21 protein-coding genes are annotated in these 26,655 nt (G+C 68.1%); 12 read left to right on the forward strand and 9 right to left on the reverse strand.

The features are described 5' to 3' along the window. The first annotated feature begins 34 nt into the window (after window positions 1–34). From mfd to H0264_RS10315, 5 genes are all read left to right on the forward strand, one after another. Window positions 35–3,652 (forward strand): transcription-repair coupling factor, encoded by a 3,618-nt coding sequence (gene mfd, locus H0264_RS10295; RefSeq protein WP_181583753.1) that lies wholly within the window; start codon window positions 35–37, stop codon window positions 3,650–3,652. Between the two features lie 86 nt (window positions 3,653–3,738). Then, complete coding sequence (locus H0264_RS10300; RefSeq protein ID WP_231087157.1) at window positions 3,739–4,437, forward strand: nucleoside triphosphate pyrophosphohydrolase; 699 nt, start codon at window positions 3,739–3,741, stop codon at window positions 4,435–4,437. 425 nt (window positions 4,438–4,862) lie between these two features. Then, the gene (locus H0264_RS10305) at window positions 4,863–6,020 is read left to right on the forward strand and encodes a HEAT repeat domain-containing protein (RefSeq protein WP_181583754.1); all 1,158 of its coding nucleotides are present in this window, start codon (window positions 4,863–4,865) and stop codon (window positions 6,018–6,020) included. Between the two features lie 42 nt (window positions 6,021–6,062). Beyond that, window positions 6,063–7,031 carry a hypothetical protein gene (locus H0264_RS10310; protein ID WP_181583755.1) on the forward strand — a complete coding sequence of 323 codons (969 nt, stop codon included), beginning with the start codon at window positions 6,063–6,065 and terminating at the stop codon, window positions 7,029–7,031. A gap of 112 nt (window positions 7,032–7,143) precedes the next feature. Further along, on the forward strand, window positions 7,144–7,848 hold the full coding sequence (locus H0264_RS10315) for a sensor domain-containing protein (RefSeq protein WP_181583756.1): 705 nt from the start codon (window positions 7,144–7,146) through the stop codon (window positions 7,846–7,848). 98 nt (window positions 7,849–7,946) lie between these two features. On the opposite strand, the gene H0264_RS10320 is transcribed toward H0264_RS10315, so the two are convergent. Together H0264_RS10320 and H0264_RS10325 are read right to left on the reverse strand one after the other, a co-directional pair. Continuing rightward, entirely contained in the window at window positions 7,947–8,522 is a 576-nt protein-coding gene (locus tag H0264_RS10320) for a TerD family protein (protein ID WP_181585424.1), read from the reverse strand. Window positions 8,523–8,683: 161 nt separating this feature from the next. Beyond that, entirely contained in the window at window positions 8,684–9,169 is a 486-nt protein-coding gene (locus H0264_RS10325; protein ID WP_181583757.1) for a pyridoxamine 5'-phosphate oxidase family protein, read from the reverse strand. 391 nt (window positions 9,170–9,560) lie between these two features. On the opposite strand from H0264_RS10325, the gene H0264_RS10330 reads away from it, so the two are divergent. Continuing rightward, complete coding sequence (locus H0264_RS10330; RefSeq protein WP_338040139.1) at window positions 9,561–10,985, forward strand: stealth family protein; 1,425 nt, start codon at window positions 9,561–9,563, stop codon at window positions 10,983–10,985. A gap of 63 nt (window positions 10,986–11,048) precedes the next feature. Here the strand turns inward: H0264_RS10330 and H0264_RS10335 are convergent, their stop codons facing one another. The 6 genes from H0264_RS10335 to H0264_RS10360 all read right to left on the reverse strand — a co-directional run bounded on the left by H0264_RS10335 (window position 11,049) and on the right by H0264_RS10360 (window position 18,532). After that, the gene (locus tag H0264_RS10335; RefSeq protein WP_181583758.1) at window positions 11,049–12,008 is read right to left on the reverse strand and encodes a phosphodiesterase; all 960 of its coding nucleotides are present in this window, start codon (window positions 12,006–12,008) and stop codon (window positions 11,049–11,051) included. A 140-nt stretch (window positions 12,009–12,148) separates the two neighbouring features. After that, on the reverse strand, window positions 12,149–13,546 hold the full coding sequence (locus H0264_RS10340; protein WP_181583759.1) for an MATE family efflux transporter: 1,398 nt from the start codon (window positions 13,544–13,546) through the stop codon (window positions 12,149–12,151). Continuing rightward, window positions 13,543–14,871: a PLP-dependent cysteine synthase family protein gene (locus H0264_RS10345; RefSeq protein WP_420832053.1), complete on the reverse strand. Its 1,329-nt coding sequence runs from the start codon at window positions 14,869–14,871 to the stop codon at window positions 13,543–13,545. The genes H0264_RS10340 and H0264_RS10345 overlap by 4 nt, the downstream gene beginning before the upstream one ends. A gap of 128 nt (window positions 14,872–14,999) precedes the next feature. Next, window positions 15,000–16,442 (reverse strand): type III PLP-dependent enzyme domain-containing protein, encoded by a 1,443-nt coding sequence (locus H0264_RS10350; protein WP_181583761.1) that lies wholly within the window; start codon window positions 16,440–16,442, stop codon window positions 15,000–15,002. Between the two features lie 21 nt (window positions 16,443–16,463). Then, window positions 16,464–17,426 (reverse strand): ornithine cyclodeaminase family protein, encoded by a 963-nt coding sequence (locus H0264_RS10355; protein WP_181585426.1) that lies wholly within the window; start codon window positions 17,424–17,426, stop codon window positions 16,464–16,466. Window positions 17,427–17,449: 23 nt separating this feature from the next. Next, window positions 17,450–18,532: a TauD/TfdA family dioxygenase gene (locus H0264_RS10360; protein WP_244976150.1), complete on the reverse strand. Its 1,083-nt coding sequence runs from the start codon at window positions 18,530–18,532 to the stop codon at window positions 17,450–17,452. A 222-nt stretch (window positions 18,533–18,754) separates the two neighbouring features. Here H0264_RS10360 and H0264_RS10365 point away from each other — a divergent pair, with 222 nt between their 5' ends. From H0264_RS10365 to H0264_RS10385, 5 genes are all read left to right on the forward strand, one after another. Next, entirely contained in the window at window positions 18,755–19,510 is a 756-nt protein-coding gene (locus H0264_RS10365; RefSeq protein ID WP_420832086.1) for a lytic transglycosylase domain-containing protein, read from the forward strand. 295 nt (window positions 19,511–19,805) lie between these two features. Then, window positions 19,806–21,092, forward strand: coding sequence for a phosphopyruvate hydratase (eno, locus tag H0264_RS10370; protein ID WP_181583763.1), 1,287 nt, complete (start codon window positions 19,806–19,808; stop codon window positions 21,090–21,092). A 107-nt stretch (window positions 21,093–21,199) separates the two neighbouring features. Continuing rightward, window positions 21,200–21,802, forward strand: a complete 603-nt coding sequence (locus H0264_RS10375; RefSeq protein ID WP_181583764.1) for an FtsB family cell division protein — start codon at window positions 21,200–21,202, stop codon at window positions 21,800–21,802. Then, complete coding sequence (locus tag H0264_RS10380; protein ID WP_181583765.1) at window positions 21,799–22,344, forward strand: DUF501 domain-containing protein; 546 nt, start codon at window positions 21,799–21,801, stop codon at window positions 22,342–22,344. Before H0264_RS10375 ends, H0264_RS10380 begins: the two co-directional genes overlap by 4 nt. Before the next feature lie 31 nt (window positions 22,345–22,375). Next, window positions 22,376–23,335 (forward strand): Ppx/GppA phosphatase family protein, encoded by a 960-nt coding sequence (locus H0264_RS10385; protein WP_181583766.1) that lies wholly within the window; start codon window positions 22,376–22,378, stop codon window positions 23,333–23,335. A gap of 43 nt (window positions 23,336–23,378) precedes the next feature. Here H0264_RS10385 and H0264_RS10390 read toward each other — a convergent pair whose 3' ends face one another. Continuing rightward, window positions 23,379–24,809, reverse strand: a complete 1,431-nt coding sequence (locus tag H0264_RS10390; RefSeq protein ID WP_231083216.1) for an ABC1 kinase family protein — start codon at window positions 24,807–24,809, stop codon at window positions 23,379–23,381. 301 nt (window positions 24,810–25,110) lie between these two features. Here H0264_RS10390 and H0264_RS10395 point away from each other — a divergent pair, with 301 nt between their 5' ends. Next, on the forward strand, window positions 25,111–26,577 hold the full coding sequence (locus tag H0264_RS10395) for a peptide MFS transporter (protein WP_181583767.1): 1,467 nt from the start codon (window positions 25,111–25,113) through the stop codon (window positions 26,575–26,577). The last annotated feature ends 78 nt before the right edge of the window (window positions 26,578–26,655 follow it).

Raw genomic sequence — 26,655 nt, forward strand, 5'->3', positions numbered from 1 at the left:
CCGAATCACTGCTCTGTGCTCAGGAGTCTGCCCCATGCCCACGCATCGTCCACCTCTGGCGGGACTGGCCGCGGTGGCCGGTGCCGATACCGCTCTGCGGCAGGTCACGAACCTGATCGGGCGCGATTCGGCCATGCTCGTCGCACCCTCGGCCGTGCGGCCGTTCGTGGCCGCGAGCATTGCCGGGCAGAAACCGCTCGTGGTCGTCACCGCCACCGGGCGCGAGGCGGATGACCTGACGGTCGAGCTCACCGAGATCCTCGGTGACACTGTTGCCCTGTTCCCCTCGTGGGAGACGCTGCCGCACGAGCGCTTGTCGCCGGGCGCGGACACGGTCGGCAAGCGATTGCAGGTGCTGCGGCGGCTGGCGCATCCGCAGGATCCGGTCCATCCCGAGCCGCTGCGCGTGGTCGTGACCACCGTGCGCTCGCTCATGCAGCCTATGGCGCGCGGGCTGGGCGATATCGAACCCATCGTGCTGCGCGCCGGGGCCGAGTTCGACTTCGACGAATTGCTCACGCGCCTGGTGGAATTCGCCTACGAGCGGGTCGACATGGTCGGCAAGCGCGGCGAGTTCGCGGTGCGCGGCGGCATCCTCGACCTGTTCCCCTCCACCGCGGATCATCCGGTGCGCGTGGAGTTCTGGGGCGACGAGGTGTCGGAGCTGCGCGCCTTCTCCATCGCCGATCAGCGCTCCATCACCGATGTGCCGGTGGATCTCGTAGTGGCCCAGCCGTGCCGGGAACTGCTGCTCACCAACGACCTTCGCGAGACCGCCGCGCAGGTCGCCGCCGAGAATCCGGCCGACGCCGCGCTGGTGGAGATGCTGGAGAAGATCGCCCAGGGCATCCCGGTCGAGGGCATGGAAGCCCTGCTGCCGGTGCTGCAGCCCGGCGAGCTGCAACTGCTCACCGATGTGCTGCCCGCGGAAACCCATGTGCTGCTGTGCGATCCGGAGAAGATCCGCACCCGCGCCGCCGACCTGGTGCGCACCGGGCAGGAATTCCTGGAAGCCTCGTGGACGGCGGCCTCCTTCGGCGGGGCCGCGCCGCTGGGCGCGCACGGCCTGGATCTGGCCGCCTCCTCCTATCGCGGCCTGGATGTGGTGCACGCCGATGCGGAGAAGCGCGGCCTGCCCTGGTGGACGCTGAGCCCGCTGGCCGCCGACGACCCGGACGAGATCGTGCTGCCGGTGCTGTCCGCACCCTCGGCGCGTGGGTCCGAGGAACTGGTCGCCACCATCTTCGCGTCGCTGCGCGCACACGTCTCCACCGGTGGCCGCGCGGTCATCGTGGTGGCGGGGCACGGTACGGCACACCGCATTCTGGAACGGCTCGCCGATGCCGAGGTGCCGGCGGCCGAGCTCGAGGCCGGTGCGGAACCGGTGCGCGGGCTGGTCGGCGTGCTGTGCGGTTCGCTGCACGACGGCATCGTGTTCGACGACGCCAAGCTCGTCGTCATCGCCGAATCCGATCTGACGGGTAACCGCGTCACCGCGCCGGGCGAGGGCAAGAAGCTACCCGCGCGCAGGCGCAATCAGGTCGATCCGCTGGCGCTGAGCGCCGGTGACATGGTCGTGCACGATCAGCACGGCATCGGCCGCTTCGTGGAGATGATTGAGCGCACCGTCGGCGGCGCGCGCCGCGAATACCTGGTCATCGAGTACGCGCCCAGCAAGCGCGGCCAGCCGGGCGACCGGTTGTTCGTGCCCATGGACTCCCTCGATCAGCTCTCCCGCTATGTGGGCGGTGAGATGCCGAGCCTGTCCAAGCTCGGCGGCTCCGACTGGCAGAACACGAAACGCAAGGCGCGCAAGGCCGTTCGTGAGATCGCCACCGAACTCGTGCAGCTCTACGCTGCCCGGCAGGCCGCGCCCGGTCACGCCTTCGGCCCGGACACCCCGTGGCAGCAGGAGATGGAGGACGCGTTCGCCTTCACCGAGACCGCCGATCAGCTCTCCGCCATCGCCGAGGTGAAGGCCGATATGGAGAAACCGGTCCCGATGGACCGCGTCGTCTGCGGTGATGTCGGCTACGGCAAGACCGAGATCGCGGTGCGCGCCGCCTTCAAGGCCGTGCAGGACGGCAAGCAGGTCGTGGTGCTGGTGCCGACAACCCTGCTGGCACAACAGCATCTGCAGACCTTCACCGAGCGCATGGCCGGATTCCCGGTGACCGTGAAGGGGCTGTCCCGCTTCACCGACGCCGCCGAATCCCGCGAGATCCTCGAGGGCATGGCCGCGGGTGACGTGGACATCGTGGTCGGCACGCACCGGCTGATCCAGACCGGCGTGCGCTGGAAGGATCTCGGCCTGGTCATCGTCGACGAGGAGCAGCGCTTCGGTGTCGAGCACAAGGAGCACATCAAGGCGCTGCGCACCCACGTGGACGTGCTCACCATGTCCGCCACGCCGATTCCGCGCACCCTGGAGATGAGCCTGGCGGGCATTCGCGAAATGTCGACCATCCTCACTCCGCCCGAGGAGCGGCATCCGATCCTCACCTATGTGGGCGCCTACAACGACAAACAGGTCGCCGCGGCCGTGCGTCGTGAGCTGCTACGCGACGGCCAGGTGTTCTACGTGCACAATCGTGTCGCCTCGATCGACAAGGCGGCCAAGCGGATTCGCGATCTGGTGCCCGAGGCGCGGGTGGTGGTCGCGCACGGCCAGATGAACGAGGACATGCTGGAGAAGACCGTCCAGGGTTTCTGGGAGCGGGAATTCGACGTGCTGGTCTGCACCACCATCATCGAGACCGGCCTCGACATCTCCAATGCCAATACGCTGATCGTGGAACGCGCCGACGCCCTGGGCCTTTCGCAGCTGCACCAGCTGCGCGGCCGCGTCGGGCGCAGTCGCGAACGCGGATACGCCTACTTCCTGTACCCGCCGGAAAAGCCGCTCACCGAAACGGCTTACGACCGTCTGGCCACCATCTCCCAGAACTCCGATCTGGGTGCGGGTATGGCCGTCGCCATGAAGGACCTCGAAATCCGCGGCGCCGGAAACGTGCTCGGCGCGGAGCAGTCCGGCCATGTCGCGGGCGTCGGCTTCGACCTGTACGTGCGCCTGGTCGGCGAGGCCGTGGAAGCCTACCGCGCCGCCGCCGACGGCCGTCCCATCACCGTGGACGAGGAGGTCAAGGAGGTCCGCATCGACCTCCCGGTCGACGCGCACATCCCGCCCGACTACATCGCCTCCGACCGCCTGCGCCTGGAGGGCTACCGCAAACTGGCCACCGCCCAGGACGATTCGGCCCTGGCCGCCGTGGTGGAGGAGTTCGTCGACCGCTACGGCCCGCTGCCGGTCGAGGTGGGTCGCCTGGTCTCGGTGGCGAAGCTGCGCCTGCTGGCCCGCGAATACGGCCTCACCGAAATCGGCGTCACCGGAACCACATTGAAGGTGTCCCCGCTGCAACTGCCCGACTCCAAGCAGTTGCGCCTCAAACGCCTCTACCCGAATGCCACCTACCGCGCCGCCACCGGCATCGTGCAACTCCCGCTGCCCCGCGTGGAAGACAGCGTCGGCGCGGCGCGCGTCCGCGACGTCCAACTGCTCCAGTTCGTGGCCGACCTCCTGCTCGCCCTGGACGGCAAAGCCCCCGGCGCGGTGGACATTCGAGTGGAAACCGAGGTGACCGCCGCCCGATGACCGCACCGGATTCCAACGGCGACGGCCCTGCCGACGCTGCCGCCGACTCCGCCCGCCTGTCCGAGGCACTCGCCAGGGCGGTCCGCATGAGCGAGACGCTCGCGGACACCGCCCGCATGACCGAGGCGTTGGGCGAGGCCGTCGACGTCATGGACCGCCTGTGGAACTTCGGCGGCTGGGAGGTGACGCAGACGCACGACTCGCTGCGCCCGTACCTCCTCGAGGAAACCTACGAGCTGCTCGACGCCATCCAGGCCGCCGACGCCGGCACCATCCGCGAGGAACTCGGCGACCTCCTCCTGCAGGTCCTCTTCCACTCCCGAATAGCCGAGGCCGCAGGCGAATTCACCGTCGCCGACGTAGCAGCCACCCTGGTCGGCAAACTGGTGCACCGCAGCCCCCACCTGCTCGACGACTCCATCGGCGTGGACGCCACCCCCGAGGAAAAAATCGCCGCCCAGGAACGCGCCTGGGAGGAACGGAAAACCACCGAGAAGGCCCGCCGCTCCTGCCTCGACGGCATAGCCCTGGCCCAACCAGCCCTGGCCCTCGCCGAAAAAATCCGTTCCCGCAGCGCCCAAGCGGGCCTCCCCGAAGACCTTGTCCCCGAAGACCTTCGAGTAGTCCACCTGGGCGGCCCCGGCAGCGCCGAGGAACGCCTCCGCAAAGCCACCCTCACCTTCGCCGCCACCATCCGCGCCGCCGAAGACGCCGCCGAATCCGACCGCGGCGCCCGCCTCCCCCTGACCCCCGCCGACTGGCGGCACTACTGGAAGCACGCGTAGCCGGGCGCCGACCGCATTTCGCAGCCAACTCCGGTCGGAATTGCCGTAACAGCCGTGCCGTTCGCACGCGGCGCGGCGCAGACATCGCATGCACCGGCCAGGCGTGTCACCAGGGGTCCAGCACCCGTCAGGGACCGGCCGCCCGTCATCCCGGCGTGTTCTTGGCCGGGATCCACCCTGTCCACGCAATATGTCAGGTGTGGATTCCGGCTAAACGCATGCCGGAATGACGGGGCGGGGTACACGGAGAACTTCCGATCAGGCGCTCGAGAGTCGATTGGCCGCGCTTGATATCGCATCGGTGTCACAGGATTCGGTACCTTCGGCGGCGGGCTTGTCAATCCTTTTCGGAGTGTTCCGTCGGCGACACGATGGGGAATCGTTCCCGGTGCTCTCGGCTCGGCGGTGATCCTAGGATCGCGTGGATGAGTGCGGCAGCGGGGGATTCGGATATCGGGGAGCTGCTCGAACGTCTGGCGCGTGGGGAGGATGGCTGGGCGATCAGGGCGGTGACCGAGCGGCTGGCCGTTCGGCACGACACGCAGGCGCGGGATGCGCTGCTCGTCGCTCTGGAACGGGGTCGTGGTGGCGTAGCGCATTGCGCGGCAGCGGCTTTGGCTCGTCACGGTGGGCGCTGGGTCGTCGGGGAGACGGTCAGATGCCTGCGAACCTCGCCGAACGCGAGCTTCGCCGCCTTCGTGCTCGGGGAGTTGCGGGCGGTGGAGGCGACGCCGGTCCTGCTGCGGCGGCTCACGGCCGAAGTCGACGAGACGACGGGTGTGGCGTGTGCCGAGGCGCTGGGCAAGATCGCGAAAGCGCATATCGGGCAACGGGAGTCGATGACCGCTCCGCTGCTCGAGGCCGCCCGCCATCCCGCCGCGCCGGTGCGGGCGGCGGTGTTGATCGTGCTCGGTGTGATCGGTGGGCCGGAGGTGGTCGAGCCCGCGCTCGCGGCCACGGACGATTTCGATCCGCGGGTGCGGGAGCGGGCGGTGCGGGTGCTCGCACGGTGGGCCGATCGGCGGATGAGTGCGCGGCTGGCCGCACTGTGCGACGGCCCGTACGTCGATCAGGCGCTGATCGGTCTGCTGCGGGTGGCCGATCCACGCGTCGCGCCGACCGTGGTCGAGGTTTTCCGGACTACGGCAGAGCGCCGCACCCTGTACCTGGCGGGTCGGGTGCTGGCCGCCTGCGGTGCCCCGTTCTACTACCACGGAACGGATCCGGTGCGGCGGCGGATTCTGGTGTGGGTGCGCGGGCAGTGCGGCAGCGCCCGCGATCGGTGGTGGCTGGAGCAGCAATTGCTGGTGTCGGACAGCACGATTCGGGCGCGGGCCGCGGAAGCCCTCGGTCTGCTCGGGCTCGCCGCCGAGCCGGTGTATCCGCTGCTGGCGGATCGCAGTCCGGTGGTGCGCGCGTATGCCGCGACCGCGCTCGGGCGGGCGGGCCGTCCCGCCGCTGCCGCGGTATTGCGTGCGAACCGATCCGATCCCGACCGGCAGGTTCGAGCGGCCGTGGCGGCGGCCCTGGCGGCCCTGTCCGAATCGGCGAAAGAGTCCGAATCAGTGAAAGAGTCCGAATAGCGGCAGTGTTGCGATGGCGCGGATTGGGCTACCGTCACAGGGGTGCAAGACGCAGGGCGCGAGGCGAGGACCGAGTACTACCCGTCGAAGGCGGGGGCTTTCGGGGCGCTAGCGTTCTGCCTACTGATGGCGGTGGTGCCCGCCTTTCTGGTGTTCGATGGCGGTGAGGCGCTCGGGTGGCGGGTGCTGGGGGCATTTGCCATGCTGCTCTTCGGGATCGGTGTGATCGCCATGGTCGACGAGCTGTTGCGGCCGCGGGCGACGTTGATCATGACCGATCAGGGGTTCACCTATCTGGGATATCCGCATATCGCGTGGTCCGAGGTGGAGCGGGTGCGCACCCGGATCGGCCGACTACGCGGGCGCGGTGGTGAGGAGCGGTTCGCGGAAGTGGTGCTGCGCAATCCGGGGGAGTTCCGTTCCCGGGTGGAGGCTTTGGGGGACGTGCGGGCGCGGCGGGCGGTGGATCGGCCGCTGTACATCGTGCCGGAGCGATTGACGGTGCCGGTGCCCGCGGTGGTGGAGGCCATGGGGCGGCATTGCCCGGCGCTGCTGATCAGCTCGGGTGACAGCATCGATTCGGTTCCGGTGCAACGGCATTCGCCCGATCAGGCCATGGTGGAGACGGCGTTGACGGCCGCGCTCACCGATATCCTGCCCGCCGGATGGCAATTCGCGGTCATGTGGTTCGCGCTCATAGGCGATGACGGGCACGCCGGCCTGCAGGTGCAGTCGGCCGACGAGACGGTCGATGATCTGACCCCGTCGGAGGAGATCCTCACCCTGCTCAACCGCTACAAGGACATCTGCTACGACCGGATGACCGGCACCTGGCTGAGCGGAACCATCGCGGTGAAAGCCGGTGTGGACAAGGCGAAATTCGACACCTCCCGCACCGAGGTCCCGGATTGGCTGCCCATGCCCGATGCCGACGAATGCCGTCGCGAGCTGAACGCCTATCCGCGCGCGGGCGACGAGATCCCGGATTGGATGCGGGCGCGCATCTCCTGATCCTCCCCGCGAGCCCGGGCAGCGCCCACGAGGCCGGGCAGCGCCCACGAGGCCGGGCATGGCGCCCCCGCCGCCCGCTATGCTTCTGCTGATTTCGGCTCGAGGAGGACCAATGCGGGGGCGAAGAGTCGCCATGTGCCTGGCTCTGCTGTTTCTGGTGACGGGGTGTGGCAAGGTCATCAGCGGTACGGCCACACCGGATCCGGCCGTCGCCAAGCTGCCGAGGCTGACCCCCGACAAGATCTCCGATGTCATGCTCACTCCCGACGAGGTCGGAAAGATCGTCGCCGCAACGGGTTTGACGCAGAAGTTCGAGAACACGGTGCCGACCAAACCGAACTTCACCTACAACCCGGCCGAGTGCGCGCCCATGATGTACACCGGCGATCTGGACACCTACGGCGAGAAGTGGACCGGCTACCGGCTGCGTTCGCTGCAGGAGCCCGGCGACGACTACAAGCACGCGATCTATCAGACGGTCACCACCTTCCACAGCTTCCTGACCGCCGAGGCCCTGGTGAACCAGTACCGCGCCGTCCTGAACAAGTGCGATGGCAAGGAGGTCACCAACACCCCCAAGGACGCCGACGGCAAGAAGAGCGTGCTGCGGGTGACGGCGGTGCCGCACAATTCGGATCCCGCGGCGCTGTCGGTGGATTGGACCAACTCCTCCGACGGCAGCACCTGGGTCTGCTCGGACACGATTCGCACCCAGGGCAATGTGGTCATCGAGGTCTCGAGTTGCTCGTACGCGGATGCCCGCACCTCCGCGGTGATCGCGGACAAGATCGCGGCGAAGATCAAGCAGCGGCAGTGACCGGCAGATGGCAGTGACAGGTGAACGGCAACGGGCGCTGTCGCATCGGAATTCCTTGCCGATGCGACAGCGCCCGCGGCGTATCACCGTTCGATGAGCTACACGTTGACGCCGTAGTCGCGAGCGATGCCCGCCAGGCCGGAGGCGTACCCCTGGCCGATGGCGCGGAACTTCCACTCGTTGCCGTGCCGGTACAGCTCGCCGAAGACCATGGCGGTCTCGGTCGAGGCGTCCTCGGTGAGGTCGAAGCGCGCCAGCTCGGAACCGGTCACGGCGTCCACGACGCGGATGTACGCGTTGCGGACCTGACCGAAGGACTGACGGCGATTCTCGGCATCGTGGATGGACACCGGGAAGAAGATGTTGGTGATCGTCGGCGGCATGGCCCCCAGATCGACATTGATCACCTCGTCGTCACCTTCGCCGGACCCGTCCAGGTTGTCACCGGTGTGTTCGATGGTGCCTTCCGGCGAACGCAGATTGTTGTAGAACACGAAATGCGCGTCCGACAGCACCCGCATATTGGACCCGCAGACCAGCGCGCTCGCGTCCAGGTCGTAATCCGCGCCGGTGGTGGTGCGGACGTCCCAGCCGAGGCCGACGGCGACCTTGCTCAGGTTCGGGGCCTGCTTGGACAGCGAAACATTTCCGCCCTTGGCCAGGCTGACGCTCATGATCTCCTTCCCCGCGACGTCTTCACGCCGCATCCCCTCCAGATTATGGTCGATTCGGGCGCTCGGTGGGCGCGTTCAAATTCGGTTGGGGCCGTAAGTACCACGGCATATGTCCGAAATGTCCGAATCATGGTCGGTCGGTGAGACGGTACCCCGGAAACTCAGTTCCGTTCCGCCGCCATTGCTTTCAGCGTCGCCACCCGTGATTCCAGGTAGCGCAGCTCAGTGGGATCCAGCACAGTGCGCCGGATGCCCCCGGCCACCGCGAACGCCGACTGCCGATGATCGTCGATGGCCTCCACCTCGATCGCCACGGCCACATAATCGTCGGCCCCCGGCATGGGGTCCGCGATCACCCGGGCCTTGCCGCGCGCGCACAGCGCCACATTGCCGCCGCCCAGAATCAGCAGGGCGATATCGGGCCGCTGCCGCAGCCGGGCAAGCGATCCGCGATCCGACTTGAGGCTGAGCAGAATTCGTCTGTCTCCGGCGCGTACGGGCCAGGAAACGGGGATCGCATGCGGTGCCGGATCAGTGGTGACCAGGACTGCGATCGTATCCAGCGGCCATTCCGGCAGGACGGTGAGTTCGGGGTGGTCGGGCTCCTGCGTCGAGGGCTCCTGACGTTCCCGCGCTTCGGCTACCATCTGCGTCACCTCACGATCGGGTACTACACAGCGGGCTGGACTGTGTTGCCATGAAGTGTATGCCGTTGCGGCCGTGGCGCGCTGGGGACGGAAATCGGCCGCCCGGAACGCCGTGATCGGCCCACTTGCCGGTTACGGTTGCGAAAACACGCGCGGACCTGCGGGTGAACCGATTGACGAGAAGCGGTTACGGCCTCATCATTCGTTACAGTCCCTCGTCCAATCGAGGTCGTGCGAGTAACCGGCCGATGACCGTCCGGTGAAGATCGTCCGCTGCCTTCCGCGGCGTCGACGTATGCGCACAAACAAGTTTCGCGGCATTGCCGGGGCGAGGTCGCGCCGGCGCGGTGATCAGACGTGAGGTGAGAACGCGAAGAGAGCGGAGAAAACGGTGACGGTTGGGGGCTCTACGGTGGCGAATCTGGTGGTGTCGGCGGCGGTGCTGGACGATCTCCGGTATCTGCGGGGTGAGATGACGGCGGCGGAGGTGCCGTATCTGCTGGTCCGGGATGCGTCGCACCGGCTGGTGCTGGCGGTGGACAGTGCGTACAGCGTCCCGTTACGCCGGGTGCTGGGCGCGGCCATGGTGGCGGGGTTCATCTGTAACGAGAAGCAGCACAATGTGTTCCGGCTCGGCAGAGACCTGGACCCGGCGCACCACGTGGACATCGAGGTGTGGGAGTTCCACGGCGACACCGTGGAGTGCCCCCGCCCGAACGCGCTGACCCGCAATGTGTTCGACCTCGGCGACGTGGAGTTCACGACCGTCCTGCTGTTCGACGCCAGCTGGCCCACGCTGGACGGCATGTTCGCCCCCCACCCCACCGATGTCGGCTTCGACATCGACATCGTGTTCTCCTGGGTGGACGGCTCCGACCCCGAATTCCGCGCTCGCCGTGCGGGAATGCTCGCGCAGGTGGTGGTCGGCGAGGGCGACGACGCGGACGCGCGCATCCGCCAGATCGACGAACTGCGCTACGCGCTGCGCTCGGTGCACAAGAACGCACCCTGGATCCGGCGCATCTTCATCTGCACCGACTCGCGCATCCCCGACTGGCTGGCCGAGGACCCGAAGGTCACGATTGTCCGTGCGGTGGACCATTTCTCGGATGTCAGCGCGCTGCCGGTGTTCAATTCACACGCCATCGAATGCCGGCTCCAGCACATCGACGGCCTGTCCGAGCACTTCCTGTACTCCAATGACGACATGTTCTTCGCCCGCCCGGTGCGCCCGTCCATGTTCTTCACCCCCGCCGGCATCAGCCGCTTCATCGAGGCGGGCACCCGCATCGGCCCGGGCGGAAACAACGAGCGCCGCAGCGGATTCGAGAACGCCGCCCGGATGAACCGCCGCCTGCTGGCCGAACGCTTCGGACACGTGATCATCCGGCATCTGGAACACACGCCGGTTCCTTTGCGCCGCAGTGTATTGCAGGAGATGGAGGCGGCCTTCCCGGAGGACTTCGCGCGCACCAGTGCGAGCCGATTCCGTTCCGCGACAGACATTTCGGTGACGAACTCGCTCTACCACTACTACGCCTTGCTCACCGGCCGCGCCGTCCCGCAGGAGGCGGCCAAGATGCGCTACGTGGACACGACGATGTACACCGGACTGGCCTTGCTGGACGGTTTGGAGAAGCGCCGCAATGTCGACTTCTTCTGCCTCAATGACGGCAGTTTCCCGGAGGTCCCGGAGACCGACCGGGTGCGCGCCGTGTCGCAGTTCCTCGACACCTACTTCCCGGAACCCGCGCCCTGGGAGAAGCCGGACACCATCGCCGGCTCGATCACCGCCTACGAGTCAGGAGCAGCGTAGCCGAAGCGTTTGCCGCACAACTGAATCCGATGCCGGTTCGCCGCGGATCACGCCGCGGGAGGATCAGCCCACCGTTTCCGTTTCGCCGTCCGCTTGGGGGGCTGTGGCGCGGCGGCGAAGGACGTGTGGGATGCGGCTCGCAGGGGGTATGACGATGCCCGCTGCCGCGAGGCGGTCGGCCGCTTCGACCGGCGACGCCGGTTGGCCGACCGTCGGACCCGCGCCGATGGGGACGATGGAGTGCACGACCGTGTCCGGATACACGTGCACGTAGTTGAACGCCTGCGCGCCGTCCCGGCCGCGCTGGCCGCCCTCCTCGACCGCCATGTCCTGCGTGTAGCAGGTGGCCGAGGCGACCGACACCGGAACTCCGGCGAAGGTGGCGAAGGTGGACAGGTGCAGATGCCCGGCCAGGATGGCCACCACATCGGTGCCGTCCAGCACGTCGGCGAGCTCGCGCTGATCGCGCAGCTCCACCAGCACGGCCAGATCCTGCACGCAGGGCACGGGCGGATGGTGCATGGCGAGCACGGTGCCGAACGGTGCGGGCTCGGCCAGCACCGAGCGCAGCCAGGCCAGCTGGGCGTCGGAGATCTCGCCCCAGTGGTGCCCCGGCACCGTGGTGTCCAGGGCGATGATGCGCAGTCCGTCGACCATGTGCACCCGGTCGAAGGGCGCACCGGAACCTGTTTCGTCCAACAGGTTTTCGCGTAGCGCGGCGCGGTCGTCGTGATTGCCCGCCACCCAGATCACGGGTGCGCCGATGCGTTCGGCCCACGGATCCACGAGTTCGCGTAGCTTGCGGTAGGCGCCCGGCTCACCGTGATCGGTGAGGTCGCCGGTGAAGACGATGGCGGTCGGGGTGATGCGGCTGGCTTCGGCCTGCCCGAGTAGGAGACGTAGCCGCTGCGTGGCATCCACCGCGCCGTAGAGGTCGGCGTCGGCGGCGATCAGGTGGGTGTCGCTGAAGTGGAACAGGACATGATCTGCCCTCGGGTGTTCGGCGACTCGCGAGATGTGCACGGACATCCTCCCCGGCGTGTGGTTGGTGCGCCCTTGGACCTTCTGCCGATTCCGTCGCAAGAATAGGCGAGGTTGTTAATTTCAGCGTGCCCGGCTCCAGTGACGACATGCTTGCGGGAAGGTGAGATTTGCGTGTCGGCCTAATGCCCGAAGCTACTGGCCAGCACGCGCGGATGTTCCTGCTCACGAACGTGCAACAGAGTGAAATAGCGGCGCAGCATCAGGGCAGCGGTGGTCGCCAGTCCGGCGGTGAGACCCCACCAGACCCCCGCTGCGTCCAGATTTGCCAGGAATGCGAGCAATAGCGCAGTGGGCAATCCCACACCCCAATAGCCGACCAGGGAGAGCCGGAATCCGGCCTTGGTGTCCTTGAGACCGCGCAGCAGCCCGACCCCGATGTTCTGTGCCGCGTCGAAGAATTGCAGCACGATGGCGATCAACAGCAGGGTGTGCGCGAGCGCCACGGTCTGTGCGTCGGTGTCCTCCAGGAAGGGCCGCAGCACCCAGTCCGGGGCCGCCACATAGACGATGCCGGTGAGCACCGCGACCCCCGCCGCGAAGCGCAGCGCCAGCCACGCCACCGAGCGCGCGTGCGCGAATTCGTCGCGCACGACCGCCTTGCTCACCAGGATCGAGGCTCCGTGCGAGAGCCCGATCGCCACCTGGAACACGATGTAGACGATCTGGTAGACGACATTGTGCGCGGCCAGCGCCGCCGCGCCGAGGCTGCCCATCACCAGCGCGAGCACCGAGAACATGCCCGCCTCGGAGCCGTAGGTGAGCGCGATCGGGGTGCCCAGCTTCAATTCCGCACGCACCGTTGCCATGTGCACCGGCCACATCCGAATGGGCAGTGTCGCACCGAGTTCGGCGTCGCGGCGCACCATGGCCCAGAAGACGCCGAAGGTGATGAGGAAGACCAGCGAGGTCGCGACGCCGATTCCGGTGAGCCCCAGGGCCGGAAGGAACAGCCAGCCGTGCATGAACGCCAGCGCCAGCGCCAGGTTCAGCACCACCGACCCGAGCGTCACCAGCAGCAGCGCCTGCGGCCGCTGCATGCCGACGGTGTACTGCCGCAGCACCTGAAACCACAGGCAGGGCAACAGACCCGGCGCGAGCGCCACCATCATGGGCCGCGCCTGCGCCAGCACTCCGGCGTCCTGCCCGAGCCACTGCAACGACCAGCCCAGCCCGATCAGCAGTGCGCCGCCGAGGATTCCGGCGATCGTCGCGATCAGGAAGCTGGATCGCACCACCTCGCGCACCTCGGCCTCGGCCGCGCGCCCGCGCTTGTCGGAGCGGCCGGCCACCGTCGCGACCTGATTGCCGGTGCCCGTGATCAATCCGACGCACATGGTGCGAATCTGGTTGAACAGCACCATCGCCAGCCCGCCCGCAGCCACCTGCGCCACCCCGAGCGTGCCCATGAGGGCGATATTGATGGTCGACACCGCCACCTGCGCCAGCTGGGTGAGCGCGATCGGCGTGGCCAGCTGGGTCAGCTGCCGGGCGTCGGATTGCCGAGCGGCGATGATCATTTGGCGGTGACCTCGTCGAGCAGGCGGCCGACCTTCATCTCGGTGATCAGCTGGGCGAGCACGGCCACGCGTTCCTCGCGCTGCCGCAGCCGGCGCTCCAGCACCGCGACCGTGTCGGCAGCACCGGCGGCGAGCACCTCGCCGATCTCGTCCATGGTCAGGTCGGCCATGCGCAGCATGTGGATGAGCTTGGCCTCGGGCACCTGCTGATCGGCGTAGGCGCGCAGCTCCGGGCCGGTGAGCCCGAGGGCGGTGGCGTGCGCGTCGGGCAGGGTCGAATACAGGTGGTGCAGCACCAGATAGTCGGCCGGGCCGGTGCGGTGCTGGACCGCGTATTCGCGCAGCAGCGCGGCGATCTCGGCCTCCTTGGCCTGATCGAGCAGATCGCGGTCGCCCATCCAGCCGTCGTCGAAGACGGTGTCCAGATACTTCTCGCCGTCGTCGTTGATCACCACCACGACCGTCGACCGCTCCGGGAAATCCGCCAGCCGGGTGAGGGCGGCGTAGACCGAGCTGCCGGAGGAGCCACCGATCAGCAGGCCGAGTTCGGCGCCCAGTACGCGGGCGGCGGCGAAGGCGTCCACATCGGAGACTTTGACGCGATCACGCTCTTCAATCAGATGCAGATCACGATCGACCTGAATGCCCGGATCCGCGCCCAGCGGGGTGCCGGTGCCGGACTGCCAGTAGTCGTGCGCGGGACCGCCGAAGGCGATGGACCCCTCCGGTTCCACCCCGATCAGCCGGGGTTCGCGGCCCAGCGTGCGCAGGCCCTCCGCGGTGCCGAACAGGGAACCGCCGGTGCCGACCGCGCCCACCAGAATGTCGATGCGCTCGAGGTCGTCGGCCAATTCCTCGGCGAGCGCGTGATAGCCGATGCCATTGGCGAGATTGTCGTGCTGCGCGGGGAAGTGCGCGGTCGGCCCCTCGGCGGCAGCCAGTTCCGCGGCCAATTCCTCGCGCGCGGAGGTGGCCAGGTTTCCGTCCCCGTCCTCGGCGACGAATACCAGCTCGGTGCCCATGGCCTTCATCGCATTGAGCTTGGCCGTGCACGCGTGATGGTCGACGACGGCGGTGAAACGGTAGCCGCGCTCGCACGCCACCACCGCCAGCCCCAGGCCGGTATTGCCGGACGTCGATTCGATGATGTGCCCGCCCGGCGGCAGCAGGTCGCGCCGCTCGGCATCGAGCACCATGGCCCGCGCCATCCGAATCTTCGCCGCGCCAGTCGGATTCATGGTTTCCAGCTTGAGGAACAGCTTGGTTCCGGTTCTGGGGTGCACCGCGAGTTCGAGCAGCGGCGTCCGGCCGATCAAGTCGGTCACACGCGTGACAACCGACATTAAATGTTCCTCCTCGCGGGAAATGTGCGACGCGGATGAATTCTGTGTCCGGAGGGCGAACCGCACCCACTGCCGGAATTTGCGCTCCGTATGCTCGTGGTGTGCTCAGGTTACCTGAGCTGGAGCGATGTGGATCGTATGTCGTGACCGTCGAACGATATTGCGAATCCGCCGCCGGGATCGCCCCGTAACACGACTTTTCGGGGAACCGGCAATTCATGGAAAGCGGACTCATTGCTGTCCATCTGATAGCCGGCCGTATTGGGGTAGACGAGCAGATCGCCGGTGCGCGCCCTGCGGGGCAGCGGAATTCGGCGGCGGCTGATCATGTCGTCCTCCAGACAGGACGCGCCGCCGACGCAGGCGGGCAGGGGTTCGGCCTGCTCGTCGGGGTGCCGCGAGACCAGCGCCGGGTCGGGCAGGAACTCGCTGGCGAACCACTGTTCGGACAGGCTCAGGCTGGTGCCGTCGGCGGTCAGCACGAGGTACGGGTGCTGCTCGCCGTTCACCCGGGCGTGCAGTTCCTTCACGCCCTGCACCCGGAATACCGTGCAGCCCGCGCCGTCCAGCACCGCGCGACCCGGCTCGATGGCCAGGCACAGACCGGCCGCATTGAGCCGGGCGGTCAGGGTGCGGCCGGTGCTCGGATCGGTGTGCCGCAGGATCGCGCGCAGCATGCCGGGGCCGGGGTTGTCGAAGTGATAGGGGTAGTAGTTGTCCAAGGCGGGAGCGCGCCCGGCGTGAAACCAGTCCGGTGTCATTCCGGCTTGGAATGCCGCCCAATTCGCCGCGGGCACATAGTCGACGCCGAATCCGCCGCCGATCGAAATCGTGCTGATCTCCGGGCAGTGTTCGCGCGCCGCGAGGCCGAGCGTGATGAGCCGGTGCGCGAGTTCGGCGCGCGGCTCGACGGCATAGCCGGAGAGATGGAAGCTGAAGCCCTCCAGCGAAATACGCGCGCCGACGATGCGGTGCTCCGCGATTCGGCGTACAGCCGAATGCAATTGGGGCTCGCTCATGCCGAAACGGCTCTCCCGCCTCGGATCCCGCATGCGCAGGGTAACTCGCGCGGGGACGCCCAGCGTGATCAGCCGCTCCAGTTCGTCGAGCGCGTCGAGGGCGATGAGCGCGGTTTCCGCGGCCGCGCGCGCCAGCAGCGCGTCGGATTTCGCCGGGCCGGTGACCACGAGGTCACCCCCCGCGACACCACCGGCGAGCGCGGCGCTCAACTCCTCGGCACTGGAGACATCCACTCCCGCACCGTTTTTCGCGCACTCCTCGACCACGCAGTCGGCCTTGTTCGCCTTCTTGCCGTAGTAGAGGGCGAACCGCTGCACCCCTGCGGCCTCGAACGCCTGCCGGAATCCGCGGATATTGCGGCCCACGCGCTCGGGATACAGGACATGGAAGGGCCCCGCGACGGTCGCGGCGATGTGGAAGAGCGTTTCCACATCGGCGATCAGCCACTGCTCCCAGGCGTCGCGGTGGGCGGGCATGGGCGCGGCGGCAATGGGCGATACCGCGTCCGATGCCCGAACTCGGGTGGTCTCCATGAATTCCGTTCGATTCGAATGTCAGTCCCAGAGAGGTACTTCGGTGCCGCGACCCTCGCTGATCGCGCGGGCGGCCAGCGCGTGCGCCACCGCCACATCGGTGAGCACCAGGCCGCTGTTGTAGACGAAAATGCGCTCGTCGTCGCCGATTCGGCCGACCGCGCGCCGGTTGAGGATCTCGGGTAGCTCGGCGTCGACCCTGCGTAGTCGGCCGTCCGGCCCGGCCATATCGGTGCCCGTCAGCGCCATCTGCTCGGCGCTGGTGGCGATCACCCGATCGGCCTCGTGCAGGGTGGAGGGGGCCAGGCCGTAGCCGACCAGGACGGCGGTCGCGCCCGGTGCGAGATCCTCGGCCTCGATGGCCACGCGGGTGCCGGGGCCCGCGGTCGCGAGCACGACGTCGGCGGTGCGGGCGGCCGCGCGGGCGTCGCTCACGATTTCCAGTTCGGCCTGCGGATTGTATTGCAGCAGTTCTCGATACACCGCTTCGAGTCCTTCGGGGTGGGTGCCGTAGAGCATGAGCCGGTTCAATTGCGGGTTCGCCGACAGCAGGTGCGGGAGGGCGTTGCGGCCCTGGGTGCCGGTGCCGATCAGCAGCACGCTGCGCGCGCCGGGGCGGATGGTCTCGCGCACCAGCAGCGCCGAGACGGCGGGGGTGCGCAGCGCACCGACGCGGGAGCAGTCCATCAACGCGATGGGCAGGCCCGTCGCGTCGTCGTAGAGCGAGATGGTCGTGTAGTACCGCTTGGTGCTGCGATCGTGGTGCGGGTCGAACTTGTACGAGGTCTTCATCGCCACCACCCGGCGGCGGCCGTCGCGGCCCAGCATGGCGTAGGCCACGGACCAGCCGTCGGGATGGGCGACGCTGAGCTTGCGCGGGTTGTCCGAATCTCCCGCCGCCAGTGCGAGATACGCCTCTTCGACGGCGCGCACCACCTCGGCCGGGGCAATGGGGACATCCGCGAGATCGCTGCGGCTGAGCACGCGCAGCGGGGTGGGTCGGGTATTCACGTGCGGTTTCCTAGCTCTGTGTGGAACGGCGCGATCACCCGTTGGCCATACCCGTTCTCGGTGGCCTCCGCCGCCGCGCGGCGGCGCTGCGGCAGCCGGATGTTCACGCGTTTGAGCCAGCGGTCGGTGCCGTCGTATCGGGGGGTGAACGGCACGCGGCCGTGCACCACCACGTCATTGTCCACCAGAAGTATTTCGCCCGGTTCCAAAGCGGCGGTCATGCAGACTCTTTCGAGCTCGGACGCCAGATGCGTGTAGGCGCTGCGGTACTCGAGGTCGGCGTCGTCCAGGGGGGTATACGCCGGATCGAAGCGGAAGACCTGCTGCCCGTCCACCTCGCTGAGGGCCGGCACGGGCGGGGTGGCGGCATCCGGGAAATCGGTGCCGTAGGAGACGTCGGGCAGGATGGGCAGCAGCGGTCTGGAGAGCTGATGTCGTTGTGCCGCATCCAGTTCCACATTCCGCACCGAGGACACGGTGGTGCCGACCCCGTCCGGATTGCGCAGGCAGCCCAGCATGAGCAGGTTGGCGCGCAGCGGGTGGAAAGCGTCCTCGGTGTGCGGGGCCAGCAGGGTGGTGGAGCTGGCGCCGGACTGCTCGTGCTCCTTGCCCGGGGTGGGCAGGATGTTGTTGACCAGCCGCCCGGCCTGCTGGCCCTGCCAGCCGAACGGCGCACCGGCGCAGCGCGCCAGCAGCAGCATGGCGATATCGAGTTCGAAAGAGGCGCAACGGCGTTCGGGGTGCCCGGCCCAGGAGGCGGCTTGCTGCCAGTCGATCGGGGTGCGGCCGAGTTCGTCCTCGCGGACCGGGATGCGGCCGATGACGGTCACCCCGGCATCGGTGGCCGGCGGGCGCATGGCCTCGCGCACGGCGGCGGGTAGTTCGTGGTGACGGGTGTCGATGTGGTGCAGCAGTGCCGGATCGGCCAGGGTGGCGGCGGTCGCCGGGCTCGCATCGACTGTGAGGGAAATCTCGGCGGCGAGGGCGCGGACAGCGCGTGCGGCGTCCGGCGGCAGGTCGCGTCGTTCGAGATCCGAGAGGTGAAGCGTCTTACGTTCGGAGAGAACGCTTTTCGCCAAGGTGTACCTTCCTGGCATCGGAGGTGACGTGGGGAATTCTCGCTCGGACCGAAACCGTATGCGGCGGAGATTAATTTGGCAAGGCTTACCTAAGGGTGTGTCAGAAAAATAGCCGATGCACATCAAACCGCTGGGCCGCAGAGTAACCGAACGGCATCGAAGGCGGCACGGCCGGGGAGTCGCGGTTCACGCTGGTGGATGCCGGACCGATTCATCTGGATGATGAACAGGGTGCGTTCCACCAAGGCCGGTCTCCGCGCCGTACTCACTCGCGCCGGCCTGCTGGGCACGGCGGTCGCTCTCGTGCTGCTGACCGGTTGCGGCTCAGCCGATCTCACGCCCATCCCCGACGACATGCCGCCCGGCGCCGGCGCGCCGCTGCCCCTCATCGACCTCGACGCCCCCGGCCGCGCCGCCCTGCAACTGCGCGACTGGGCGGATCAGCAAGGCTCCCTGGGCATTCCGACGGTCTCCCTGGAGGCGTACGGCTACGCCGCGGCCGTCATGGCGCGCTCCCGCCCGGACTGCGGCATCGGCTGGACCACCGTCGCCGGCATCGCCAGCGTCGAAAGCAAACACGGCACCCACCGCGGCGCCGACGTCGGCGACGACGGCAAGGTGACCCCCGGCATCCGCGGCGCCGCCCTCGACGGTTCCCCCGGCATCATGCTCATCAAGGACACCGACGGCGGCAAACTCGACGGCGACCCCGTCTACGACCGAGCCGTGGGCCCCCTCCAATTCATCCCCGAAACCTGGACCCGCTGGGGCGTGGACGCCAACGGCGACGGCATAGCCGACCCCGACTCCATCGACGACGCCGCTCTCACCGCCGCCCGCTACCTCTGCGCCATGGGCGGCAACCTCACCGCCGCCCCCGGCTGGCAACAAGCCCTCCTCACCTACAACCAGTCCACGGCCTACATGCACAAAGTCCGCGACCGCGCCGCCGCCTACTCGGTAGGCCGCAAAGCATGAAGGGGCCACTCGGGGAATCGGCGGGCCTTCGCCCAGAAACCCCCGGACGGACGGTGACAACTGATTTCGTGCGGGCCGGGTAACTCCTCGGGTACCCCCAAAATCGGTTTGGCACCAGACCGCCGGCACGCGTGCACGACGGCCCACGGCACTCGGTCGGGCGCAGAAGTCGCGGAGAGGCGGGCGAGCCTCGCCGTGGTGGGGCGGAGGCTGGCCATTGCCTTGCGTTAGGCTCGGGGCAGCACGGCGCATGCCGTGCGACCTGCCGAGTCAGCAGCCGAAGGAGTGTCGTTTCGTGGCCATCATCGAACAGGTCGGAGCTCGCGAGATCCTGGATTCGCGTGGCAACCCCACTGTCGAGGTCGAGATCGTTCTCGACGACGGCACCCTCACTCGCGCGGCGGTCCCGTCCGGCGCCTCCACCGGTGAGCACGAGGCCGTCGAGCTGCGTGACGGTGGCGACCGCTACCAGGGCAAGGGTGTGCGCAAGGCCGTCGAGGGCGTCCTCGACGAGATCGCCCCGGCCGTGATCGGCCTCGACGCGGTCGAGCAGCGCACCGTCGACCAGGCCCTGCTGGACACCGACGGCACCCCGGACAAGTCGCGCCTGGGCGCGAACGCCCTGCTGGGCGTGTCGCTGGCCGTGGCCCGCGCCGCCGCCGAATCCTCGGGCCTGGAGCTGTTCCGCTACGTCGGCGGCCCCAACGCCCACGTCCTGCCGGTCCCCATGATGAACATCCTCAACGGTGGCGCGCACGCCGACACCGGTGTGGACGTGCAGGAATTCATGATCGCCCCGATCGGCGCGCCCACCTTCAAGGAGGCGCTGCGCTGGGGCGCCGAGGTCTACCACTCGCTGAAGTCGGTGCTCAAGGCCCAGGGCCTGTCCACCGGTCTCGGTGACGAGGGCGGTTTCGCCCCCGACGTCGCCAACACCCGCGCCGCGCTGGACCTGATCAATGTTGCCATCGAGAAGGCCGGCTACAAGCTGGGCTCCGAGATCGCGCTCGCGCTCGACGTGGCCGCGACCGAGTTCTACACCGCCGGTACGGGTTACAAGTTCGAGGGCAAGCCGCACTCGGCCGACGAGATGGCCAAGTTCTACGCCGAACTGCTGGCGTCCTACCCGATCGTCTCGATCGAGGACCCGCTGTCGGAGGACGACTGGGACGGCTGGGTCTCGCTGACCGACGCCATCGGCGACAAGGTGCAGCTGGTCGGCGACGACCTGTTCGTCACCAACCCGGAGCGCCTGGAGGAGGGCATCGCCAAGGGCGCCGCCAACGCACTCCTGGTGAAGGTCAACCAGATCGGCACCCTGACCGAGACCCTCGACGCCGTCGACCTCGCCCACCGCAACGGCTACAAGACCATGATGTCGCACCGTTCCGGCGAGACCGAGGACACCACCATCGCCGACCTCGCGGTCGCGGTGGGCTCGGGCCAGATCAAGACCGGCGCCCCCGCTCGCTCCGAGCGCGTCGCCAAGTACAACCAGCTCCTCCGCATCGAAGACGCGCTCGGCGACTCGGCCCGCTACGCGGGCGACGTCGCCTTCCCGCGCTTCGCATTCGAAGGCTGAGAACAGGTTTCCAGGGGCTTCGCCCCTGAAAACCCGGTAGTTGGGGGTTCGGGGGCGAAGCCCCTGAGAACCCCGAAGAGTCGGATCCTCTAGCTACGAGGTGTGAGATGACGGAGCGACGGGCGCGCGGTTCCAGTCCGGCCGGACGTGGTGACCGCCGCCCGTCGCGGCCGTCCAAGGCTCGTGCGGGGCGCGGCAAGCCGGGCGGTTCGGATTCCGCGCGGACTTCCGCCGGACAGCGGGCCGCGCAGCGGCGCGCGGGCAAGTCCGCGAAAACCGCACGGCACGACCGCAAGATCCTCGGCATGTCCACCGGTCGCGCGGTGCTGCTGGCCGCAGTGCTGTGCGGGCTGGCGCTCACCCTCGCGGTTCCGCTGCGCACCTATTTCACGCAGCGCGCCGAGTCCGCCGAACTGGCCGCGCAGCGCGAACAGTTGCAGGACGATGTGGCGCGGCTGCGCGATCGCCGTGCGCAGCAACAGGATCCGAACTACATCAAGACCGAGGCGCGCGACCGGCTGCGGCTGGTGATGCCGGGGGAGACCCCGTACATCGTGCAGGTGCCCAGCCTCGAACAACCGGCCGTACCGTCCTATCCCGCCAAGACGCGGGTTCCGGACCCCTGGTACACGGAACTGTGGCGCAGCATCTCCTCGCCACAACCGTCCGGCCCCGCTACAGACACTGCCCAGGAAGGACAACCCCGGTGACCGAATCCGAGACCAACCCCAGCGAGCGGGATCTCGAGATCGTCGCCAAACAACTGGGCCGGGAACCCCGCGGCGTCATCGAGATCGCGTACCACACCCCCGACGGCCTGCCCGCCGTCGTCAAGACGCTGCCGAAGCTGCCCGACGGCACCCCCTTCCCGACGCTCTACTACCTGACCGACCCGCGGCTCACCGCCGAGGCCAGCCGGTTGGAGACCACGGGCCTCATGCGGGAGATGAGCGAACGGCTCACCCGCGACACCGAACTGGCGGCCGCCTACCGCGCCGCCTACGACAGCTACCTGGCCGAACGCAATGCCATCGAGGATCTGGGCACCGATTTCGCGGGCGGCGGCATGCCGGATCGGGTCAAGTGCCTGCACGTGCTCATCGCGCATTCGCTGGCCAAGGGACCGGGCGTGAATCCGCTCGGCGACGAAGCGGTGGCGCTGGCCGCCGAGCACGGCTTGCGCGGCACCGCGATTCCGGCAGACTGGCCGAAATACGAACAGCCGCAGGGCGACCCGGACGACCAGGCGTGAGTGCCCCCACTCATGCTCGAAAGGACACAGCATGAGTGAGCGGATCGCTGCGATCGACTGCGGCACCAACTCGATTCGACTGCTGATCGCCGATGTCGGTCACGACGAGGCGGGGGCCCCGCATCTCACCGACGTGCATCGCGAGATGCGGATCGTCCGGCTCGGTCAGGGCGTGGACGCCAATGGCTCACTGAACCCGGAGGCCATCGAGCGCACCCGGGTGGCGCTGCACGATTACGTGGATCTCATGCTCCAGCACGAGGTTGCGCGGGTCCGCATGGTCGCCACCTCCGCCACGCGCGATGCGAGCAATCGCGAGGACTTCTTCGGCATGACCGCCACGGAACTGGGCCGTGCGGTGCCCGGCGCGGTGGCCGAGGTCATCACCGGTGACGAGGAGGCGCGGCTGTCCTTCGCCGGCGCGGTCGGCGAATTGTCCGCGGCCGAAGGGCCTTTCGTGGTGGTCGACCTGGGCGGCGGCTCCACCGAGGTGGTGCTGGGCGACAGCTCGGGCGTGCACTCCGCCTACTCGGCCGATATCGGCTGCGTGCGCATCACCGAACGCTGCCTGCACGGCAATCCGCCCACGCGTGAAGAGGTCGCCGCCGCACGGTTTTTCGCCTCCGAGCGGCTGGCGCAGGCGTTCGGCGTGGTGCCGGTGGAACGCGCCCGCACCTGGGTGGGCGTGGCCGGAACCATGACCACGCTGGCTGCCGTCGCCCTGGATCTGCCCGAATACGATTCGGAGAAGGTGCATCTCACGCGCCTGTCGCTGGGCGAGGTCCGCAAGGTGTGCGATCGGCTCATCGGCATGGATCACGATCAGCGCGCGGCGCTGGGCCCCATGCATCCGGGCCGGGTCGACGTGATCGGCGGCGGCGCGGTGATCACCGAGGTGCTGGCCGACGAACTGGCCCGTCGCGCGCACATCACCGAACTCATTGTGAGCGAGCACGACATCCTCGACGGCATCGCGCTGTCCATCGCCTAGACCGGTCTCCCGTCGTTCCGGCATGCGACGGCCGGAACGCGGTTCAGCGCACGGCGTACAGTCGCCGCCCCGCCTGTTCGGCTCGCGCCCGCCGCTGCCGGGCGATCGCCAGGTCGGCGGGTTGGCCGCTGTGCCTGTCGAATCGATCGAAGACGTCGCCCAGGCCGGGGGAGTAGCGCACGAGTTCCTCGCGGATGGCTCCCTCGGTGTCCAGCCGGCACAGCACCGCGAGCGCGGTGAGCAGGCTGCGCGCGTGCGGTATGTATTGGTCGGGCAGGGTCAGTTGCCGGAACACATTGGTCAAGCGGGGATTGACTGCGCGCCGGGTCTGTAGCCGCAGCCATTCGACGGTGAGCCGGAAGTTCGGTTGCCGGGCGAGGTCGCAGATGGGGATGGAGAAGGCAGCGAAGCCGTCGACATCGAAAGGCTTTCCGGGCGCTACGAATCCGTGCTCGCGCATGGCCGCGTCCAATTCGGTGAGTCCGCCGTTGAAGGCGGCGTCGCCGACGGCGGCCACCATCTCGTGGAAGCCCGATACCGGCCAGGGTTCGCAGGCTCCGAAGTCGAGGACGGCCAGCCGCCCGTCGGGCAGGATGCGGAAGTTGCCCGGGTGCGGATCGCAGTAGATGAGTCCGGAGCGTTCCGGACTGGAGACGAGGAATCGCACGAGCAGCATGCCGACCCGGCTGCGTTCCTCCGGTGAGCCGGATTCGATGATGCGGGTCAGCGGGATGCCGTCCACCCACTCGCTCACCAGGACATCGCCGTGCTGGCTGATCACCTGTGGCACAAAGAAATCCGGATCATCGGTGAAAGCGTCCGCGAAGGCCGCCTGGCAGCGGGCCTCGGCCGCGTAGTCGAGTTCCTGTTCGATGCAGGCGCAGATGGCGTCCAGCACCGCGGTCACGTCCGCGCCGGGCAGGAAGACGGTCGCCAGGATCGAAATGCGGCGCAGCTGTTCGAGATCCGCGCGCACCATCTCCCGTGCGCCCGGGTACATGATCTTCACGGCCACTCGGCGGCCGTCCCGCCATACCGCGCGATGCACCTGGCCGATGGATGCCCCGGAGGCTCGGCGGTCATCGAATTCCCGGAAATACGAACGCCATTCGCTGCCCATGCTGTCCGCCATGGCCGCGTGCACGGTGCGTGGCAGCATGACCGGCGCGGATTCGTAGAGGCGGCTCAGCGCGTTCCGGTACGGCTCGCTCAGTTCCGGCGGCAGCGCCAGTTCGTACAGCGACATGAGCTGTCCGAGCTTCACCGCGCAGCCCTTGAGTTCGGCCAGCACCTCGAAAATATGCTCGGCCGTGCGGAGTTGGATATCCCGGTCCACGTCGGCCGCGGACTGCCCCATGGCCTTGCGTCCGGCTCCGGCGAGCTGACGGCCGGCGAAGGCGATCGGCAGGCTCGCGATCTTGGCGCTGCGGACGGTCTTCCGGGTCGGCGGTACGCCGCCGCGTCGAATCGACATGGTCATCCCATCCTGCGCTGCCTCGCCCGCGCGCCCGCCCACGCGCGGTGTTCCCTGCCATCGAGGGTAGCTGTCTGGGACATGGTCGGGAAGCGATCTTTCCGCGGGTGCCGCGGCGGCCCTTGGGTATTGCGACACCGTGGGCCGGAGCGGCTGGTCTACCGGTTCCGAAGGCGCCCCTCTGGCAAACTGTGAAGTCTGGTCGAGCGCGGTGTCGAAGTGGACTTTCGGTGAATCGAATGTGACTGGCGTCAACATCTGAGGTTGCTGCCGGATTGCCCCATATGGGAGGGTCTGGGTTATGTCAGGAGTAGTGCATCACGCGAAACCTGCCGCCGAACGCACCCTGTTCGGCCACCCCATCGGTCTCGCGAATCTGTTCGGCGTCGAGCTCTGGGAACGCTTCTCGTTCTACGGAATGCTCACGATTCTCGGCTACTACCTGTACTACACGAGCACCGAAGGCGGCCTCGGACTCGAGAAGGCCACCGCCACCGGCATCGTCGGCGCCTACGGCGGCCTGGTCTACCTCTCCACCGTGCTCGGCGGCTGGATCGCCGACCGCGTGCTCGGCATGGAGCGCACCGTCTTCTACGGCGGCGTCATCGTCATGGCCGGCCACATCGCCCTGGCGTTGATCCCCGCCCTCGCCGGTGTCGGCATCGGCCTGGTGCTGATCGCCCTCGGCTCGGGTGCGTTGAAGGCCAACGCCTCCTCCCTGCTGGGCACCCTCTACGAGAAGGGCGACGCCCGCGCCGACGGCGGCTTCACCCTCTTCTACCTCGGCATCAACCTCGGCGCCTTCGCCGGCCCGCTCATCACCGGCCTGCTGCAATCGCATGTCGGCTTCCACTACGGCTTCGGCGCCGCCGCCATCGGCATGGCCCTGGGCCTCACCCAGTACGTCGTCTTCCGCCGCAACCTCGGCACCCACGGCCGCGAGGTCCCGAACCCGCTGCCGCGCACCGAGATTCCCCGCACCCTGCTGTTCGTGGCCGCCGTTGTCGTGATCGTCGCCGTCGCCTGGGCCACCAAACTGCTGACCCTGTCCAACCTCCCCGACGTCACCACCTTCGTCATCGCCGCGGCCTCGATCGCGTACTTCGCGATCATGCTGACCAGCCCGAAGGTCACCCCGGTGGAGCGCACCCGCGTCCGCGCCTTCATCCCCCTGTTCATCGCCAACGCCGTCTTCTGGTCCCTCTTCCAGCAGATCTTCACCGTCCTGGCGGTCTACTCGGATGAGCGCATCGACTGGAACGTCTTCGGCTGGACCGCCCCCTCCAACTGGATCGGCTCCATGGAACCGGTCTGGATCATCGCCCTGTCCCCGCTGTTCGCCATCATGTGGACCCGCCTGGGCACCCGAGCCCCCAGCACCCCCCGCAAGTTCTCCCTCGGCGTCATCGGCATGGGCATCGCCTTCCTCCTGTTCGTCCTCTTCGCCGGCACCGAAGGCAAAACCGTCCCCATCATCGCCGTCTTCCTCATCCTCGGCGCCTTCGCGGTCTCGGAACTGCTCCTCTCCCCGATCGGCCTGGCCGTCACAACCAAGCTGGCCCCCAACGCCTTCCGAGCCCAGATGATGGCCCTCTACTTCTTCTCGGTAGGCATCGGCACCTCCATGTCCGGCGTCCTGTCGAAGTTCTACGACCCCTCCCACGAGGCCGTCTACTTCGGCATCACCGGCCTCATCACCGTCGGCGTAGGCGCCGCAGTCTGGTCCATCTCCCCCTGGATCACCCGCCACATGGAAGGCGTCCACTAACCCCCTGTCACAGTTCCGCCCTCCCCCAGGGCGGAACCTGTCCCAAACTGTCCCCCTCGGGTCATTCCAGGACGACCG

The sequence above is a fragment of the Nocardia huaxiensis genome (genome assembly GCF_013744875.1).
Classification (GTDB): domain Bacteria; phylum Actinomycetota; class Actinomycetes; order Mycobacteriales; family Mycobacteriaceae; genus Nocardia; species Nocardia huaxiensis.

Coding starts and splice junctions, on each gene's coding strand:
- mfd (WP_181583753.1), top strand. CDS start 35: ATGCCCACGCATCGTCCACCTCTGGCGGGACTGGCCGCGGTGGCCGGT.
- H0264_RS10300 (WP_231087157.1), top strand. CDS start 3,739: ATGAGCGAGACGCTCGCGGACACCGCCCGCATGACCGAGGCGTTGGGC.
- H0264_RS10305 (WP_181583754.1), top strand. CDS start 4,863: ATGAGTGCGGCAGCGGGGGATTCGGATATCGGGGAGCTGCTCGAACGT.
- H0264_RS10315 (WP_181583756.1), top strand. CDS start 7,144: ATGCGGGGGCGAAGAGTCGCCATGTGCCTGGCTCTGCTGTTTCTGGTG.
- H0264_RS10320 (WP_181585424.1), bottom strand. CDS start 8,522: ATGAGCGTCAGCCTGGCCAAGGGCGGAAATGTTTCGCTGTCCAAGCAG.
- H0264_RS10325 (WP_181583757.1), bottom strand. CDS start 9,169: ATGGTAGCCGAAGCGCGGGAACGTCAGGAGCCCTCGACGCAGGAGCCC.
- H0264_RS10340 (WP_181583759.1), bottom strand. CDS start 13,546: ATGATCATCGCCGCTCGGCAATCCGACGCCCGGCAGCTGACCCAGCTG.
- H0264_RS10350 (WP_181583761.1), bottom strand. CDS start 16,442: ATGGAGACCACCCGAGTTCGGGCATCGGACGCGGTATCGCCCATTGCC.
- H0264_RS10365 (WP_420832086.1), top strand. CDS start 18,755: ATGAACAGGGTGCGTTCCACCAAGGCCGGTCTCCGCGCCGTACTCACT.
- H0264_RS10375 (WP_181583764.1), top strand. CDS start 21,200: ATGACGGAGCGACGGGCGCGCGGTTCCAGTCCGGCCGGACGTGGTGAC.
- H0264_RS10385 (WP_181583766.1), top strand. CDS start 22,376: ATGAGTGAGCGGATCGCTGCGATCGACTGCGGCACCAACTCGATTCGA.
- H0264_RS10390 (WP_231083216.1), bottom strand. CDS start 24,809: ATGTCGATTCGACGCGGCGGCGTACCGCCGACCCGGAAGACCGTCCGC.
- H0264_RS10395 (WP_181583767.1), top strand. CDS start 25,111: ATGTCAGGAGTAGTGCATCACGCGAAACCTGCCGCCGAACGCACCCTG.